This window comes from Escherichia sp. KTE31 (genome assembly GCF_000407925.1).
In the GTDB taxonomy this organism is placed as follows: Bacteria; Pseudomonadota; Gammaproteobacteria; order Enterobacterales; family Enterobacteriaceae; genus Escherichia; species Escherichia ruysiae.
Genome location: NZ_KE136723.1, coordinates 473,087 through 490,235 on the forward strand (window position 1 = coordinate 473,087; position 17,149 = coordinate 490,235).

The window sequence follows — 17,149 nt, forward strand, 5'->3', positions numbered from 1 at the left end:
GTTAATCCAGAGCAGGCGACAACAGGTTAACTGTAAGGTTATTACGGATTCACAAACGTCGCTTTCACCCGCGACGAGCGTTTGAAATAGGGGACGATCAATGCGGTTGCCAGCAAAGTAAACAGCAACTGGCGAACGGCGACACCATCTTCAACTGGCGAAAACGCGAAGGCTTTAACCGCCAGTAATACGGAAATCAGTAACCAGATAATATAGTGTTTAGGAACACAACGCCGGCGTTTAAAGAATGCGATAGTTAACCACAAGGTGTAATACCACATGGCAATGGCGGTAATAAACGAAACGCCCCATAAGATTTGCGTCGTTAGTGTTTGTTCGCCGAGCGTTTTAAATGTTTGAGGAGAGGATAACGCTGCACAGTACAGCAACAACGCCAGCGTCGTACTCAATAGGGCGACTAACAGCCAGGCTAACGGGCCAAGCAACCAGCCTCCAATACGTTGTGGCGTTGTGGTGGTCATACGTTCTCCAGAATAGCGACAGCAAACAGGCAAATCTAATTTTAGGGGCGTTATTATAAGGCTTTTATAACCGATCGCTACTTTCTTTATTGAACATAGTGCCAGACGGACTTTGGAACCTGGCCAAGGTCAAACAATCGACCGCCAGAGACCAGTTCAGCACGGCGGTGATCGGCTGCGCGATACATATTGATAATATCCTGATCGTCCGTCAGGGTGTAATTAAGGTGGTCGTAGAGTTTTTCCAGACTTTCGAGAGAATTGATTTTACGAAACTTTAATAAGTATTCCTGAGCAGTCATAAAAGATCCATAAAATAACTAATACCAAAGTGGTAGGCATTATATGTTATGATAAAATTTCACCAGCGGTGAACGCTTTTGCAATAACAATAATAAAAATGCGCTGATGGCAAATATTCAGGGATGAAATACTGCTAATAAAAGAGTAACGCGCTTTACTATCCCTGACAATCGTCAACTCCACCGAGCAAGATAATAAATTCCTGGTTTAAATACCTGTCAAGTTAAAACATGCACCCGGATGGCTGCATGTTGTCTTGCAAACGCAGAGATTACTTGTGTTGCACCGGGGTACTCTGTTCTGGCGGCTGGTAGTTGTCAATGTGACTCGCCACGCCAAGAAGAATGACTGAAACAACAAGAACGATCCAACCTGTTAATTCAATAAGACGATTCATTACTGCCCACATCTATGTTGATTGATCCATTAACTAAGGCCGTAAATGTTACTTAGCAATAATTGCTCCAGCAAGATTTTTACTGATGTTTTTGCGATATTTATCTTTTTCCTTCGGAAAATTAGCTATTTTTTTGACTTAAGTTAAATAACATCCCTTATTGCAAGCAGGTTATTAAACTGTTGAGAGAGGGTAAAGGATAGTGTCAAATAGCAATCATACTTCAATGAGAGGCAATGACATGAGCGACAACATCCGTGTTGGGTTGATTGGGTACGGTTATGCGAGTAAAACCTTCCATGCGCCCCTGATTGCGGGCACGCCCGGGCTGGAGCTGGCAGTTATCTCCAGCAGTGACGAAACAAAAGTAAAGGCCGACTGGCCAACGGTTACGGTTGTCTCTGAACCGAAGCATCTCTTTAATGATCCCAATATTGATCTGATTGTCATTCCTACGCCCAACGATACTCATTTTCCGTTAGCGAAAGCGGCGCTGGAAGCGGGTAAACACGTAGTCGTTGATAAGCCCTTTACCGTGACACTGTCACAAGCGCGGGAGCTGGATGCGCTGGCAAAAAGCCTTGGACGCGTGTTGTCCGTGTTTCATAACCGTCGCTGGGACAGCGATTTTCTGACGCTGAAAGGATTACTTGCGGAAGGTGTGCTGGGTGAGGTTGCTTACTTTGAGTCACATTTTGATCGTTTCCGTCCGCAGGTACGCGATCGCTGGCGTGAACAGGGCGGTCCTGGCAGCGGTATCTGGTACGATCTGGCACCGCATCTGCTCGATCAGGCCATTACGTTGTTTGGCTTACCTGTCAGCATGACCGTGGATTTAGCACAGTTACGCCCAGGAGCGCAGTCGACCGATTATTTCCACGCCATTTTGTCCTATCCACAGCGGCGGGTTATTTTACACGGCACTATGCTGGCGGCGGCAGAGTCGGCGCGTTATATCGTTCATGGCTCTCGCGGCAGCTATATTAAATATGGCCTCGATCCACAGGAAGAACGCTTGAAAAATGGCGAGCGTCTGCCACAAGAGGATTGGGGCTACGATATGCGTGACGGCGTACTTACCCGCGTTGAAGGTGAAGAACGTGTCGAAGAAACACTGCTCACGGTGCCGGGAAATTATCCGGCTTACTATGCTGCTATTCGTGATGCGTTGAATGGCGATGGAGAAAATCCGGTTCCGGCAAGTCAGGCAATCCAGGTGATGGAGCTGATTGAGCTGGGCATTGAATCCGCCAAACATCGCGCGACGCTGTGTCTGGCGTAAATAATGTAGACATTCTTGATGAGTTTAATGCCTGATACGACGCTTACGTGTCTTATCAGGCATGTTCTTATTTCGCTGCTACTTTTTCTTTCAGTGCGCGTTTTTCCTCTGCGCTGAGGAAAGCCATTTCCAGACCATTAATCTGCGCCTGGCGGATTTGCTCGCGGGATAACCCAGCAGCCGGCGCGGCAACGGTATATTCGTGAATGATATCCACACCCTGTACGCCTGGATCGTCAGTGTTAATGCTGGCACAAATACCATGCTCAAGGAACGTTTTCAGCGGATGTGCCGCCAGAGACGCTACGGTGCTGGTCTGAATATTTGAGGTCAGACAAGATTCAATACCAATTTGCTGTTCAGCGAGGAAATCCATCAGCGCCCGATCTTCAATGGCTTTTACGCCATGTCCAATACGCTGCGCCCCCAGTTCACGAATAGCCTGCCAGATGCTTTCTGGCCCGGCGGCTTCGCCTGCATGGACAGTAATATGCCAGCCTGCATCACGCGCGCGATTGAAGTGAGAAAGGAACAGACTCCCCGGGAAACCAAGCTCATCACCGGCTAAATCCAGTGCGGTAATCTGATCGCGGTGAGCCAAAAATGCTTCCAGCTCTTGCTGACAGGCGGCTTCGCCAAAGGTTCGGCTCATAATACCGATAAGTTTCGCCTGCACGCCAAAGGTGCGGCAGCCTTCACGTACGCCATCAATGACTGCTTCGACGACGCCAGCGACAGGCAGCTGATGCGCCATCGCCATGTAACCCGGCGAAAAACGCAGTTCAACATAGTGCAGGCCATTACGGGCGGCATCTTCTATATTTTCAAACGCCACGCGACGGCAGGCGTCGAGCGTGGCAAGAACTTTAACGCCCCAGTCAAGTTTGGTCAGAAAGCTAACCAGATCGGGTTCGTTGGCGATGACCTGAACGTGAGGGATCAACGTTTCCAGGGACTGTGCAGGAAGCGAGATATTATACTGGCGGCCAAGTTCAAGAATGGTCCGGGGACGAATGTTGCCATCAAGGTGGCGATGGATATCGGTTAATGGCAGGGTTGTATCAATCATGGTCGCACTCTTTTTCTGTATATAAAAGTGCGCGCCATTATAAAAACAAAACCGGGTGAAAATCTACGATTGCGCAACGATTATTTACGTTGCGCAATCGTAATCAACGTACAGTTCGGATGGCGTTAATCAAACCGGCAACACCTTTTTCCAGTTTTGAACGCGGGCATCCTGCATTGAGACGAACAAAGCCACGACCCTCTTCACCGTAGGTATATCCCGGCATGATTGCTACTTTTTCTTGCTTAATCAGGGCTTTTTGCAATGCGTTGTCGTCTATATTTAACGGACGTAGATCAAGCCAGGCAAGATAAGTGGATTGTGGGATCTGCCAGTTGAGTTCCGGGAACGCTGCATTCATCGTATTTGCGATATATGTCAGATTGTCTTTCAGATAGACACGTAAGGCATCCAGCCACGGCGCGCCTTGTTGATAGGCAGCAATATGGGCGGTAAGCGCCAGTACGGCTGGTGAGGACAATCCATCACGACCTTTCAGTGCCGATAAATACGCCTCGCGACTATCGCTATTTTCAATGATGCCGTAGGCTCCGGTCAGGGCGGGAATGTTGAAGCTTTTTGAGCCAGAGGTCAGCAGCGCCCAGTTTCCGCGCGCCACGTTACTCCAGGGAATATGCGGTTGCTCGCCCCATACCATATCCATATGGATTTCATCGGAGATAACGCGCACATCATGCCGCTCGCACAGGTCTGCCATTATCTCCAGTTCGTCACAACTCCAGACCTTACCGGTGGGGTTCTGCGGGCTACACAGGAGCATAATTTTACACTCCGGTTTTGCCAACACCGCTTCCAGTTTGGTCATATCGCAAAACCAGCCGTCTGCCCGTTTCTCTAAAGCAACGGGCATCACGGTGCGCTGATTACCTTCGATGGCTTTGTAAAATGCGTCGTAAGCTGGGGTATGGATCACTACACCTTCACCGACAGCAGACCACTGGCGAATCAATTCCGACACCATATAGATAACAGAAGAACCATAAACCACCGACTGCGTATCAATGGCGGTGTTATGCTGGGTGGAGAACCAGTGGGCAATAGCCGCGAGAAACTCATCGTTTTTCCAGCGGCTGTAGCCAAATACACCGTGCATCAGGCGTTGATTAAGCGCCCCGATAATGCAGGGGGCGGTGGCAAAATCCATGTCTGAAATCGTGAACGGTAACAGGTCAGCAGTGCCGAAACGGTCAGCGACATAGTCCCACTGTGTACACCATGTTCCATGACGATCCACGACCTTTGAAAAATCGAACATATTTTATCCTTATGCCTGAACAGTACGCATCAGACCAGCCATTTCGTCTTTTACAGACTGAACTTGCGGCCCGATAACAACCTGCAGGTTATGTTGATTAAGTTGTACTACGCCAATTGCCCGATTGTCCTTTAGCGCCTGCACATTAACAAGCGACATATCTTTCACTGACAAACGCAGGCGGGTAATGCAGTTATCCAGGCTGACAATATTGTCGGCACCGCCTAAGGCTTCGAGAATTGCCGGAACGTTGTAACCTGATTTACCCGGCGCACCAGCAACGGCTTTTTCGATTGAGCTGGCAACTTCACTGTCGCGCCCCGGGGTTTTCAGATTGAAGCGGGTGATAGCGAAACGGAAGATGACGTAGTAAACGACAAACCAGATTGCCGCCACCACTGGCACCATGTACCACTTAGTCGACAGGCCATGCAAAATACCGAACACCACAAAGTCGATGATATTGCCGTCGGTATTACCGATGGTGACGCCGAGAACAGACATGACGGTGAAGCCGAGGCCGGTTAACAGCGCGTGGATGACGTACAGAACTGGCGCTACGAACAGGAACAGGAACTCCAGCGGTTCGGTAGTGCCGCCAATAACACAGGCGATCAGGCCAGAAATCAGCAGACCTTTAATTTTATGACGGTTTTCCGGGCGAGCACAGTGATACATGGCTAATGCAGCACCTGGCAGACCGCCGAGGAATGCAGGCATTTTACCCTGGGAGAGGAAACGCGTGGCGCTTTCAGAGAAACCGTGAGTGGTCGGGCAGCTTAATTGCGCCTGGAAGATGGTGAGTGCGCCGCTTACGGTTTGTCCACAGACTTCCTGCGTGCCGCCCGCGTCGGTAAAGCGAATTAATGCCACCAGAATGTGATGCAGACCAAACGGCAACAGCAGACGTTCACCCGTACCAAACAGCATAGGACCGAAATCACCCGCGCTGTTGATCATATGACCTAAGCCGCTAATACCCATGGCAAAAATCGGCCAGACTAACGGAATCACCAGACCGACAAGACCCATCACCAGCGAGGAGATAATTGGCACGAAGCGCGTACCGCCGAAGAATGCCAGCGCATCCGGCAGACGGATATTATGGAAACGCTCATGCAGCATCCAGACGATAATACCGGCGATTACCGCACCGAGGATCCCGGTGTCGATCGACTGGATCCCAAGAATGCTCTGGATGTTATTGGCTTTCAGAACGGCTGCATCGGTGGTTGGCAGAATGCCTTTATTGGTCAACCAGAAATTAACCGCCAGGTTCATTACCGCATAACCCACGAAACCAGCGAACGCTGCTACGCCTTTGTTCTCGCGCGCCAGCCCTAGCGGGATCGCAATACAGAACATCACCGGCAGAAAGCTAAAAGCGAACGAGCCAATTTTACTCATCCAGGTAAAGATAGCCTGCAACACGGGGTTACCCAATGCCGGGATGAGGGTGATGACATCATGGCTACTAAGGGAACTACCAATCCCTAACATAATGCCGCAGAACGACAGTAATGCGACGGGTAACATAAAGGTTTTGCCTAACTGCTGGAAAAATTCCCACAGCGTGACTTTCGGTGCTGCTTTCGCCGTCATAAAACGACTCCTTGTTAAGAACAGTCTGGATTCAATAAATTGCGCGAGAAGATAAAACGTTTTATCAAACTTTAGTGAGGCACAAATCACATTACGCGACGATAATAGCGGGTATAAGATAAATTAAAGGTAAAACGTTTTATCTGTCACAAAATCAGGGAGTAGGTCATCTGTATGGCTACCGCCAAAAAAATCACCATTCATGATGTTGCGCTGGCTGCGGGAGTGTCGGTCAGTACCGTTTCGCTGGTACTTAGCGGAAAAGGACGGATATCTACCGCTACGGGGGAACGGGTTAACGCAGCTATTGAAGAGCTGGGATTTGTGCGCAATCGCCAGGCGTCGGCACTGCGCGGCGGGCAAAGCGGCGTCATTGGTTTGATCGTGCGTGATTTATCTACGTCATTTTACGCTGAATTAACAGCCGGATTGACGGAAGCTCTGGAGGCGCAGGGGCGGATGGTTTTTTTGCTTCACGGCGGTAAAGACGGCGAGCAGTTGGCACAGCGGTTCTCACTGTTGCTCAACCAGGGCGTCGATGGTGTAGTGATTGCCGGTGCGGCGGGAAGCAGCGATGGCCTGCGGCGGATGGCAGAAGAAAAAGGTATCCCGGTGATTTTCGCTTCCCGTGCCAGTTATCTTGATGATGTCGATACGGTTCGCCCGGACAACATGCAGGCTGCACAGTTGTTGACGGAGCATCTCATTCGCAATGGACATCAGCGTATCGCCTGGCTGGGAGGGCAAAGTTCTTCATTAACCCGCGCGGAGCGGGTGGGGGGATACTGTGCGACATTATTAAAATTTGGCCTGCCGTTTCACAGCGATTGGGTACTGGAGTGCGCTTCCAGCCAGAAGCAAGCTGCGGAAGCTATCACGGCACTTTTGCGCCGTAACCCGACTATCAGTGCCGTGGTTTGCTATAACGAAACTATTGCGATGGGGGCATGGTTTGGTTTGCTGAAAGCAGGGCGCCAGAGCGGGGAAAGCGGAGTCGATCGTTACTTTGAGCAACAGGTTTCGCTGGCGGCATTTACCGATGCGACGCAAACCACACTTGATGACATACCCGTTACCTGGGCAAGTACACCTGCGCGGGAACTTGGTACAACACTTGCGGATCGCATGATGCAAAAAATCACCCATGAAGAGACGCATTCACGTAATCTTATTATCCCCGCCCGGCTCATTGCGGCGAAATAATCCTCTCTTTATCTGCTATACCTGGTAGTGTCCTTTCCTCAAGGTTAATGATAAAAAATGTGGCACACAGGCGGTGCCTTTTATTTTTACTGAAGTTCACAGGAGGTTTATGTGTTTAATTCTGACAACCTGAGACTCGACGGAAAATGCGCCATTATCACCGGTGCGGGTGCAGGTATTGGTAAAGAAATCGCCATTACATTCGCGACAGCAGGTGCATCTGTAGTGGTCAGTGATATTAACGCCGATGCAGCAAATCATGTTGTTGATGAGATTCAACAACTGGGGGGGCAGGCATTTGCGTGGCGCTGTGATATTACGTCCGAACAGGAATTATCCGCTCTGGCAGACTTTGCCATCAGTAAGTTGGGTAAAGTTGATATTCTGGTTAACAACGCTGGTGGCGGTGGTCCTAAGCCATTTGATATGCCAATGGCGGATTTTCGCCGCGCTTATGAACTGAATGTCTTTTCTTTTTTCCATCTTTCACAACTCATTGCGCCAGAAATGGAAAAAAATGGCGGTGGCGTTATTCTGACTATCACTTCCATGGCGGCAGAAAATAAAAATAAAAACATGACCTCGTATGCGTCCTCTAAAGCTGCGGCCAGTCATCTGGTCAGGAATATGGCGTTTGACCTGGGTGAAAAAAATATTCGGGTGAATGGTATTGCGCCAGGAGCAATATTAACGGATGCCCTCAAATCCGTTATTACACCAGAAATCGAACAAAAAATGTTGCAACACACGCCAATCAGACGTCTGGGCCAACCGCAAGATATTGCTAATGCGGCGTTGTTCTTGTGTTCACCCGCCGCCAGCTGGATAAGCGGACAAATTCTCACTGTCTCCGGCGGTGGGGTACAGGAACTCAATTAATTCGAATAACCCGGAAAACAACGCAACTCAGCGTTGTTTTCCGGTGCTGATGGGTTATCAGAAAATGTATCCATCTCGCTACTGGTTGCCATATTTCGATTTCTGGTTGACCAATTGTCGTGTGAATAATACTCGAATGCGGGGGGGCTTCGCACATTTGACCTGCAATGTTAGGTGCTTGCCTGGCAAAGCGGTAAACTACTTATTCACGCTAACTATAATGGTTTAACGATGGATAACATGCAGACTGAAGCACAACCGACACGGACCCGGATCCTCAATGCTGCCAGAGAGATTTTTTCAGAAAATGGATTTCACAGTGCCTCGATGAAAGCCATCTGTAAATCTTGCGGCATAAGCCCAGGAACGCTCTATCACCATTTCATTTCTAAAGAAGCCCTGATTCAGGCGATTATCCTTCAGGATCAGGAGAGGGCGGTGATCCGCTTCCGCGAACCTATCGAAGGGATTCATTTCGTTGACTATATGGTCGAGTCGATAGTGTCTCTCACTCATGAAGCCTTTGGACAAAGGGCGCTGGTGGTCGAAATTATGGCAGAAGGGATGCGCAATCCACAGGTCGCCGCCATGCTAAAGAATAAGCATCTGACGATTACGGAGTTTATCGCCCAGCGTATGCGCGATGCCCAGCAAAAAGGTGAGATAAACCCTGACATCAACACGGCAATGACCTCTCGTTTACTGCTGGATTTGACCTATGGCGTACTGGCCGATATCGAAGCCGAAGACCTGGCGTGTGAAGCGTCATTCGCCCGGGGATTACGCGCGATGATTGGCGGTATTTTAACCGCATCCTGATTCTGTCTTTTCGCGGGTCGGTGAAGACTGGCCTGCTTAATCCTGCATAGAAACTCTTTCCGTTTCTTCACAAAACCACCGTTAACACATACACAGTGGCCATATGACACGTAAATTTATCATTTAAAATCTATTCGAATGAACGTTCGATTGCTTATTTTGTGGCTTCTGTCAACGCTGTTTTAAAGATTAATGCGATCCGTATCACGCTGTGGGTATTGCAGTTTTTGGTTTTTTGATCGCGGTGTCAGTTCTTTTTATTTCCATTTCTCTTCCATGGGTTTCTCACAGATAACTGTGTACATCACAAAATTGGTTAACTAATAAGATTAAAGGTTGACCAGTATTTTTATCTTAATGAGGAGTCCCTTATGTTACGTCCTGTAGAAACCCCAACCCGTGAAATCAAAAAACTCGACGGCCTGTGGGCATTCAGTCTGGATCGCGAAAACTGTGGAATTGATCAGCGTTGGTGGGAAAGCGCGTTACAAGAGAGCCGGGCAATTGCTGTGCCGGGCAGTTTTAACGATCAGTTCGCCGATGCAGATATTCGTAATTATGTGGGCAACGTCTGGTATCAGCGCGAAGTCTTTATACCGAAAGGTTGGGCAGGCCAGCGTATCGTGCTGCGTTTCGATGCGGTCACTCATTACGGCAAAGTGTGGGTAAATAATCAGGAGGTGATGGAGCATCAGGGCGGCTATACGCCATTTGAAGCCGATGTCACGCCGTATGTTATTGCAGGGAAAAGTGTACGTATCACCGTTTGTGTGAACAACGAACTGAACTGGCAGACTATCCCGCCGGGAATGGTGATTACCGACGAAAACGGCAAGAAAAAGCAGTCTTACTTCCATGATTTCTTTAACTATGCCGGGATCCATCGCAGCGTAATGCTCTACACCACGCCGAACACCTGGGTGGATGATATCACCGTGGTGACGCATGTCGCGCAAGACTGTAACCACGCGTCTATTGACTGGCAGGTGGTGGCCAATGGTGATGTCAGCGTTGAACTGCGTGATGCGGATCAACAGGTGGTTGCAACTGGACAAGGCACCAGCGGGACTTTGCAAGTGGTGAATCCGCACCTCTGGCAACCGGGTGAAGGTTATCTCTATGAACTGTGCGTCACAGCCAAAAGCCAGACAGAGTGTGATATCTACCCGCTGCGCGTTGGTATCCGGTCAGTGGCAGTGAGTGGCGAACAGTTCCTGATCAACCACAAACCGTTCTACTTCACTGGTTTTGGTCGCCATGAAGATGCAGATTTACGCGGCAAAGGGTTCGATAACGTGCTGATGGTGCACGATCACGCATTAATGGACTGGATTGGGGCTAACTCCTACCGTACCTCGCATTACCCTTACGCTGAAGAGATGCTCGACTGGGCAGATGAACATGGCATCGTGGTGATTGATGAAACTGCAGCTGTCGGCTTTAACCTCTCTTTAGGCATTGGTTTCGAAGCGGGCAACAAGCCGAAAGAACTCTACAGCGAAGAGGCAGTCAACGGGGAAACTCAGCAGGCGCACTTACAGGCGATTAAAGAGCTGATTGCGCGTGACAAAAACCACCCAAGCGTGGTGATGTGGAGTATTGCCAACGAACCGGATACCCGTCCGCAAGGTGCACGGGAATATTTCGCGCCACTGGCGGAAGCAACGCGTAAACTCGACCCGACGCGACCGATCACCTGCGTCAATGTAATGTTCTGCGACGCTCACACCGATACCATCAGCGATCTCTTCGATGTGCTGTGTCTTAACCGTTATTACGGTTGGTATGTACAAAGCGGCGATTTGGAAACGGCGGAGAAGGTACTGGAAAAAGAACTTCTGGCCTGGCAGGAGAAACTGCATCAGCCGATTATCATCACGGAATACGGCGTGGATACGTTAGCCGGTCTGCACTCGATGTACACCGACATGTGGAGTGAAGAGTATCAGTGTGCATGGCTGGATATGTATCACCGCGTCTTTGATCGCGTCAGCGCCGTCGTCGGTGAACAGGTATGGAATTTCGCCGATTTTGCAACCTCGCAGGGCATTTTGCGCGTTGGCGGTAACAAGAAAGGGATCTTCACCCGCGACCGCAAACCGAAGTCGGCGGCTTTCTTGCTGCAAAAACGCTGGACTGGCATGAACTTCGGTGAAAAACCGCAGCAGGGAGGCAAACAATGAATCAACAACTCTCCTGGCGCACCATCGTCGGCTACAGCCTCGGTGACGTCGCCAATAACTTCGCCTTCGCAATGGGGGCGCTCTTCCTGTTGAGTTACTACACCGACGTCGCTGGCGTCGGTGCCGCTGCGGCGGGCACCATGCTGTTACTGGTTCGGGTATTCGATGCTTTCGCCGACGTCTTTGCCGGACGAGTGGTGGACAGTGTTAATACCCGCTGGGGAAAATTCCGCCCGTTTTTACTCTTCGGTACTGCGCCGTTAATGATCTTCAGCGTGCTGGTATTCTGGGTGCCGACCGACTGGAGTCATAGCAGCAAAGTAGTGTATGCATATTTGACCTACATGGGCCTCGGGCTTTGCTACAGCCTGGTGAATATTCCTTATGGTTCACTTGCTACCGCGATGACCCAACAACCGCAGTCCCGCGCCCGTCTGGGCGCGGCTCGAGGAATTGCCGCTTCGCTGACCTTTGTCTGTCTGGCTTTTCTGATAGGACCGAGCATTAAAAACTCCAGCCCGGAGGAGATGGTGTCGGTGTACCATTTCTGGACGATTGTACTGGCCATTGCCGGGATGGTGCTTTACTTCATCTGCTTCAAATCGACGCGTGAGAATGTGGTACGTATCGTGGCACAGCCGTCATTGAAGATCAGTCTGCAAACGCTGAAACGGAATCGTCCGCTGTTTATGTTGTGCATCGGTGCACTGTGTGTGCTGATTTCGACCTTCGCGGTCAGCGCATCGTCGTTGTTCTATGTTCGCTATGTGCTGAATGACACCGGTCTGTTTACTGTGCTGGTACTGGTGCAAAACCTGGTCGGTACAGTGGCGTCGGCACCGCTGGTGCCAGGGATGGTCGCCAGGATTGGTAAAAAGAATACTTTCCTGATTGGCGCTCTGTTGGGAACCTGCGGTTATTTTCTGTTCTTCTGGGTTTCCGTCTGGTCACTGCCAGTGGCGTTGGTCGCGTTAGCCATCGCTTCAATAGGTCAGGGCGTTACCATGACCGTGATGTGGGCGCTGGAAGCTGATACCGTAGAATACGGTGAATACCTGACCGGCGTGCGAATTGAAGGGCTTACCTATTCGCTATTCTCATTTACCCGCAAATGCGGCCAGGCAATAGGAGGTTCAATTCCCGCCTTTATTTTGGGATTAAGCGGATATATTGCGAATCAGGCACAAACACCGGAAGTTATTATGGGGATACGCACATCAATTGCCTTAGTCCCTTGCGGATTTATGCTACTGGCATTCGCTATAATCTGGTTTTATCCGCTCACGGATAAAAAATTCAAAGAAATTGTAGTTGAAATTGATAATCGCAAACAAATGCAGCAGAAATTAATCAGCGATATCACTAATTAATATTCTATAAAAATAATCAGAACATCAAAGGTGCAACTATGAGAAAAATAGTGGCCATGGCCGTTATTTGCCTGACGGCTGCCTCTGGCCTTACCTCTGCTTACGCCGCGCAACTGGCTGACGATGAAGCGGGACTACGCATCAGACTGAAAAATGAATTACGCCGGGCCGACAAGCCCAGTGCTGGTGCGGGAAGAGATATTTACGCGTGGGTACAGGGAGGATTACTCGATTTTAATAGTGGCTATTATTCTAATATTATTGGCGTCGAAGGTGGAGCATATTATGTTTATAAATTAGGTGCTCGCGCTGATATGAGTACCCGATGGTATCTTGATGGCGATAAAAGTTTTGGCTTTTCCCTTGGCGCGGTAAAAATAAAACCGAGTGAAAATAGTTTGCTTAAATTAGGCCGCTTCGGAACAGATTATAGTTATGGCAGTTTACCTTATCGTATTCCGTTAATTGCTGGCAGTTCGCAACGTACATTACCAACTGTTTCCGAAGGGGTATTAGGTTATTGGGCTTTAACACCTAATATCGAACTGTGGGGAATGTGGCGCTCAAGAGTATTTTTGTGGACCGACTCAACAACCGGTATTCGTGATGAAGGGGTTTATAACAGCCAGACGGGGAAATACGATAAACATCGCGCACGTTCTTTTTTAGCCGCCAGTTGGCATGATGATACCAGTCGCTATTCTCTGGGCGCATCGACACAGAAAGATGTTTCCAACCAGATACAAAGTATTCTGGAGAAAAGCATACCGCTCGACCAGAATTATGCGCTGAAAGGAGAGTTGCTCGGCTTTTACGCGCAACTCGAAGGCTTAAGTCGTAATACCAGGCAGCCCAATGAAACGACGTTGGTTAGTGGACAATTGACCTGGAGCACGCCGTGGGGAAGTGTATTTGGTAGTGGTGGTTATCTGCGTCATGCGATGAATGGCGCCGTGGTGGACACTGACATTGGCTATCCTTTTTCATTAAGTCTTGATCGTAACCGTGAAGGAATGCAGTCCTGGCAATTGGGCGTCAACTATCGTTTAACCCCGCAATTTACGCTGACTTTTGCGCCGATTGTGACCCGTGGTTATGAATCCAGTAAACGAGACGTGCGGATTGAAGGCGCGGGCATCTTAGGTGGTATGAACTATCGGGTCAGCGAAGGGCCGCTACAAGGGATGAATTTCTTTCTTGCCGCCGATAAAGGGCGGGAAAAGCGCGATGGCAGTGCGCTGGGCGATCGCCTGAATTACTGGGATGTGAAAATGAGTATTCAGTATGACTTTATGCTGAGGTGAGAAAAAACGCCGGAGAGAAAAACCTCCGGCGTTTTGGCAGTGAATTACTGTTGCGGAATGGCTGGTACAGCCGGAACGTTTAATGCTGGCATTGCAAACATACCAACAAAATCTTCCAGCGGCATTTTCTGGCCATTCAACGTGATCTGACCGTTAGCATATTGCAGGCTGGTGGTGATGGTATTGTCCTGCAAGGTGGTCAGTCGGAACATCTGACCCATTGCTGATGCACCTTCAACTTGCTGTTTTGCCAGTTTTTTAGCTTGATCTTCCTGATAACCTTCCAGCTTCGCTACCTGGGTCATCAGTTCAGTTGCCATATCAACCGGAATGGTCAGTTTTGCCTCCAGAGACTTAACCGAGCGATCAACTTCCTGAGCCAGTGTCTGCGGCGCTTCTTTAGTCGTTGCCGGATCTTTCAGGAACAGCGACAGATTCAGCGCACTTTCACCCTGACTGTTTTTCCAGCTTAACGGAGCGACAGTTATCACCGGATCGCCTTTCAACATCAGTGGCAGGGCGCTAAAGAAGGCTTCTGTCACTTTCTCCTGATAAAGTTCGGGATTGTTGGCAATCTCTGGCTGTGCCAGCAGTGCCTGAGTTTGCGCGTTATATTGCTGGCTAAACTGATGCCAGGCTTCGCCATCAATCTGACCGACTTTTAAAGTCAGCTTGCCGCTGCCCAGATCCTGATTCTGTACCTTCAGGCTATTTAGCGAGTAATCCAGTTGGCTATTGATCGTTTTACCGTCATTGACCAGGTCTGATTTACCGCTGATCTCCATGCCTTCCAGCAGTGCCAGTTCTTTGCCTTCCACCGAAATGGTCATTTTTTCCAGTGACAGTTTTTGGTTGCCCACGCGCTCACCAAAACTTGCCAGCGTGCTGGAACCGTCGGTTTTCAGATTATTAAAGGTCAACTGTACTTTCTGGTTGTATTCGTTAACCGCATCTACCCGACCGCTTTGCGCCTCCCCGGAAAGGGAGATAGCTTTGCCGTCTCTGTCTGCATTTAACTGGAATTCGCCGCCGCTAAAGGCGACTTTTTCATCTTTTTGTTCGTAATTCAGTGGCTTGAGAGAGATATCTGAGCTGGAATCACCGCTGTAACCAATGCGGGAGTTAATCTCAAAAGGTGTTTCTCCTTTTGCCATATCAAACAGTGGCTGGCTCACATTGTTGTTGACAAGCGTGGTTTGAATCGACGCCATCGATGGGATCAGGTTCAGTTTTTTCAGCTGAGCCAAGGGAAAGGGACCATGATCAACAGATTCGTTGAAGATGACGCTCTGACCACTTTTAATCCACGGATTTTCTTTCCCGGCAACGGGTTTCACCACCAGTTGTAACTGGCTGCTGAACACGCCGCGATGATAGTTTTGATAACTCACTTCCAGGTTGGATTCAGGAGCCGTCAGCTTAAGTTGCGCATTCGCCTGCGCGACCATGTCCTCGAGATGGGTTTCTATTTTCTTGCCTGTGTACCATGCGCCGCCTGTCCAGACTACGCCGAGCGCAACAATGACGCCTACCGCTACCAGCGATTTATTCATAGTGATTATCCATAAAATGAAATCAGGCGGACTGGCCGCCTGAAGTGTTATAAGCCTTTAATAAGCTTAGCAAGAGATGTTAATTTTTTCAGTAAGCTCTTACAGCTTGTTGTAAACACGGGCTAAACGTCCGTGGCCTTTCACTGTCACCGGTGTCTCGTTGGCGGCAATAAACGCTGACTCACCCGGTTTAAGCTGTAACTGTTGAGAACCTTTACACAGAGTTGCTTCGCCTTCAACGCAGAACAAAATGGCGGCACTTTGCTGGCTGATGGTGGTTTCGTTATCGCTAAGGTCATGCAGCGAGAAGGCAAAATCATCCACCGGAATCGGGAAGTCCAGTTCTGCACCTTGCTTCACCGGCTGGGTCAACAACTGGTTAGCTGGTTTGGCTTCGAACTTCACGTTGACAACCAGCTCAGGAATATCAATGTATTTAGGCGTCAGACCCGCACGCAGCACGTTATCGGAGTTCGCCATCACTTCCAGCGCCACGCCTTGCAGGTAGGCGTGCGGTGTTTCAGCGAACAGGAACATCGCTTCGCCAGGGTTCAGTTTCACCACATTCAGCAACAGCGGGGAGAACAGACCGCTGTCATCCGGGTAAAATTCAGAAATTAAACGAATCGTTTGCCACGGTTCACCCTGCTGGCTGTCGAGCGCCGATTTTAAAATCGCCAGCGCGCGGGATTTTTCTTCACCCTGCATATTTAACAGGCTGGCGAACAGTTCGCTTAAACGTTCGGCATTAGGCTGTTGTAAAAAGTGAGCAATCGCCGGATGTGCACCTGCGACCGGCTGGAGCAGGGAGACAATCTCGGAGAACTCACGAAACGCGTTCATCGCGAGGAATGGTGTCAGCGCAAAAACCAGCTCCGGCTTGTGGTTAGGATCTTTATAGTTACGCTCGGCGGCATCCATCGGAATACCTGCGGCATTTTCTTTGGCAAAACCGATTTCAGAATTGTGTTTGTTCGGATGAACCTGAATGGAGAGCGGCTGGGCTGCGCATAATACTTTGAACAGGAAAGGCAGTTCGCCAAAGCGTTTGGCAACGGCCTCTCCGAGCAGAGTCGATTTATCACTCTCAATCACATCACGCAGTGAAACGATATCTCCGGCGGCATTCTGCACTCGTGAACTGCTTTTCGGATGTGCGCCCATCCACAGCTCGGCCATCGGCTGGTTGGACGGATTTTCCATACCATAAAGTTCAGTCAACGCCGTTTTGCTGCCCCAGGCATAGTTTTGCACTGAGTTAATGAGTTTTTGCATGATCAATCCCTGTTTTAATGTGGAAATTAATCCCGCTATTAAAGCAAGAATCCTACGGGAAGTAACCTGGAGCCGCAAAAAGTCGTACTTGTCTCAGTTTTTGTTAAAAAAGTGTGTAGGATATTGTTACTCGCTTTTAACAGGGCAACGGA

General features: G+C 49.5%; 15 protein-coding genes. 7 read left to right on the plus strand and 8 right to left on the minus strand.

Annotated features, from left to right (window positions below; all coding sequences use genetic code 11):
• Window positions 1–41: 41 nt before the first annotated feature.
• The 3 genes from WES_RS11125 to blr form a co-directional block, all read right to left on the minus strand.
• Window positions 42–482, minus strand: coding sequence for a DUF2569 domain-containing protein (locus tag WES_RS11125; RefSeq protein ID WP_010352892.1), 441 nt, complete (start codon window positions 480–482; stop codon window positions 42–44).
• An 86-nt stretch (window positions 483–568) separates the two neighbouring features.
• A complete protein-coding gene (gene ydgT, locus WES_RS11120; RefSeq protein ID WP_000126621.1) occupies window positions 569–784 on the minus strand; it encodes a transcription modulator YdgT in 216 nt (71 codons plus the stop codon).
• 272 nt (window positions 785–1,056) lie between these two features.
• A complete protein-coding gene (blr, locus tag WES_RS0121355; RefSeq protein WP_032147885.1) occupies window positions 1,057–1,182 on the minus strand; it encodes a division septum protein Blr in 126 nt (41 codons plus the stop codon).
• Between the two features lie 241 nt (window positions 1,183–1,423).
• On the opposite strand from blr, the gene WES_RS11115 reads away from it, so the two are divergent.
• A complete protein-coding gene (locus WES_RS11115; RefSeq protein ID WP_001282509.1) occupies window positions 1,424–2,464 on the plus strand; it encodes an oxidoreductase in 1,041 nt (346 codons plus the stop codon).
• Window positions 2,465–2,531: 67 nt separating this feature from the next.
• Here WES_RS11115 and add read toward each other — a convergent pair whose 3' ends face one another.
• The 3 genes from add to malX all read right to left on the minus strand — a co-directional run bounded on the left by add (window position 2,532) and on the right by malX (window position 6,411).
• The gene (gene add / locus WES_RS11110) at window positions 2,532–3,533 is read right to left on the minus strand and encodes an adenosine deaminase (protein ID WP_016158214.1); all 1,002 of its coding nucleotides are present in this window, start codon (window positions 3,531–3,533) and stop codon (window positions 2,532–2,534) included.
• 103 nt (window positions 3,534–3,636) lie between these two features.
• Complete coding sequence (malY, locus tag WES_RS11105; RefSeq protein WP_016158215.1) at window positions 3,637–4,809, minus strand: bifunctional maltose regulon transcriptional repressor/cystathionine beta-lyase MalY; 1,173 nt, start codon at window positions 4,807–4,809, stop codon at window positions 3,637–3,639.
• Window positions 4,810–4,818: 9 nt separating this feature from the next.
• The gene (malX, locus tag WES_RS11100) at window positions 4,819–6,411 is read right to left on the minus strand and encodes a PTS maltose transporter subunit IICB (protein ID WP_000125484.1); all 1,593 of its coding nucleotides are present in this window, start codon (window positions 6,409–6,411) and stop codon (window positions 4,819–4,821) included.
• Window positions 6,412–6,585: 174 nt separating this feature from the next.
• Here malX and malI point away from each other — a divergent pair, with 174 nt between their 5' ends.
• The 6 genes from malI to uidC all read left to right on the plus strand — a co-directional run bounded on the left by malI (window position 6,586) and on the right by uidC (window position 14,169).
• A complete protein-coding gene (malI, locus tag WES_RS11095) occupies window positions 6,586–7,614 on the plus strand; it encodes a mal regulon transcriptional regulator MalI (RefSeq protein WP_000179524.1) in 1,029 nt (342 codons plus the stop codon).
• Between the two features lie 111 nt (window positions 7,615–7,725).
• Window positions 7,726–8,493 carry a 7-alpha-hydroxysteroid dehydrogenase gene (gene hdhA, locus WES_RS11090; protein ID WP_000483368.1) on the plus strand — a complete coding sequence of 256 codons (768 nt, stop codon included), beginning with the start codon at window positions 7,726–7,728 and terminating at the stop codon, window positions 8,491–8,493.
• A gap of 231 nt (window positions 8,494–8,724) precedes the next feature.
• The gene (gene uidR / locus WES_RS11085; protein ID WP_000369705.1) at window positions 8,725–9,312 is read left to right on the plus strand and encodes a DNA-binding transcriptional regulator UidR; all 588 of its coding nucleotides are present in this window, start codon (window positions 8,725–8,727) and stop codon (window positions 9,310–9,312) included.
• A gap of 371 nt (window positions 9,313–9,683) precedes the next feature.
• A complete protein-coding gene (uidA, locus tag WES_RS11080) occupies window positions 9,684–11,495 on the plus strand; it encodes a beta-glucuronidase (protein WP_016158219.1) in 1,812 nt (603 codons plus the stop codon).
• Window positions 11,492–12,865, plus strand: coding sequence for a glucuronide transporter (uidB, locus tag WES_RS11075; RefSeq protein WP_016158220.1), 1,374 nt, complete (start codon window positions 11,492–11,494; stop codon window positions 12,863–12,865). The genes uidA and uidB overlap by 4 nt, the downstream gene beginning before the upstream one ends.
• 38 nt (window positions 12,866–12,903) lie before the next feature.
• Complete coding sequence (gene uidC, locus WES_RS11070; protein ID WP_016158221.1) at window positions 12,904–14,169, plus strand: glucuronide uptake porin UidC; 1,266 nt, start codon at window positions 12,904–12,906, stop codon at window positions 14,167–14,169.
• Between the two features lie 44 nt (window positions 14,170–14,213).
• Here the strand turns inward: uidC and WES_RS11065 are convergent, their stop codons facing one another.
• Complete coding sequence (locus WES_RS11065) at window positions 14,214–15,722, minus strand: YdgA family protein (RefSeq protein WP_016158222.1); 1,509 nt, start codon at window positions 15,720–15,722, stop codon at window positions 14,214–14,216.
• 99 nt (window positions 15,723–15,821) lie between these two features.
• The gene (gene manA / locus WES_RS11060; protein WP_016158223.1) at window positions 15,822–16,997 is read right to left on the minus strand and encodes a mannose-6-phosphate isomerase; all 1,176 of its coding nucleotides are present in this window, start codon (window positions 16,995–16,997) and stop codon (window positions 15,822–15,824) included.
• Between the last annotated feature and the right edge of the window lie 152 nt (window positions 16,998–17,149).

What these genes read in the sequence shown, in the direction of transcription:
- malI (WP_000179524.1), top strand. Translation starts at nt 6,586, where the DNA reads ATGGCTACCGCCAAAAAAATCACCATTCATGATGTTGCGCTGGCTGCG.
- uidA (WP_016158219.1), top strand. Translation starts at nt 9,684, where the DNA reads ATGTTACGTCCTGTAGAAACCCCAACCCGTGAAATCAAAAAACTCGAC.
- ydgT (WP_000126621.1), bottom strand. Translation starts at nt 784, where the DNA reads ATGACTGCTCAGGAATACTTATTAAAGTTTCGTAAAATCAATTCTCTC.
- WES_RS11065 (WP_016158222.1), bottom strand. Translation starts at nt 15,722, where the DNA reads ATGAATAAATCGCTGGTAGCGGTAGGCGTCATTGTTGCGCTCGGCGTA.
- WES_RS11115 (WP_001282509.1), top strand. Translation starts at nt 1,424, where the DNA reads ATGAGCGACAACATCCGTGTTGGGTTGATTGGGTACGGTTATGCGAGT.
- manA (WP_016158223.1), bottom strand. Translation starts at nt 16,997, where the DNA reads ATGCAAAAACTCATTAACTCAGTGCAAAACTATGCCTGGGGCAGCAAA.
- uidR (WP_000369705.1), top strand. Translation starts at nt 8,725, where the DNA reads ATGGATAACATGCAGACTGAAGCACAACCGACACGGACCCGGATCCTC.
- blr (WP_032147885.1), bottom strand. Translation starts at nt 1,182, where the DNA reads ATGAATCGTCTTATTGAATTAACAGGTTGGATCGTTCTTGTTGTTTCA.
- malY (WP_016158215.1), bottom strand. Translation starts at nt 4,809, where the DNA reads ATGTTCGATTTTTCAAAGGTCGTGGATCGTCATGGAACATGGTGTACA.
- malX (WP_000125484.1), bottom strand. Translation starts at nt 6,411, where the DNA reads ATGACGGCGAAAGCAGCACCGAAAGTCACGCTGTGGGAATTTTTCCAG.
- uidC (WP_016158221.1), top strand. Translation starts at nt 12,904, where the DNA reads ATGAGAAAAATAGTGGCCATGGCCGTTATTTGCCTGACGGCTGCCTCT.
- add (WP_016158214.1), bottom strand. Translation starts at nt 3,533, where the DNA reads ATGATTGATACAACCCTGCCATTAACCGATATCCATCGCCACCTTGAT.
- WES_RS11125 (WP_010352892.1), bottom strand. Translation starts at nt 482, where the DNA reads ATGACCACCACAACGCCACAACGTATTGGAGGCTGGTTGCTTGGCCCG.
- uidB (WP_016158220.1), top strand. Translation starts at nt 11,492, where the DNA reads ATGAATCAACAACTCTCCTGGCGCACCATCGTCGGCTACAGCCTCGGT.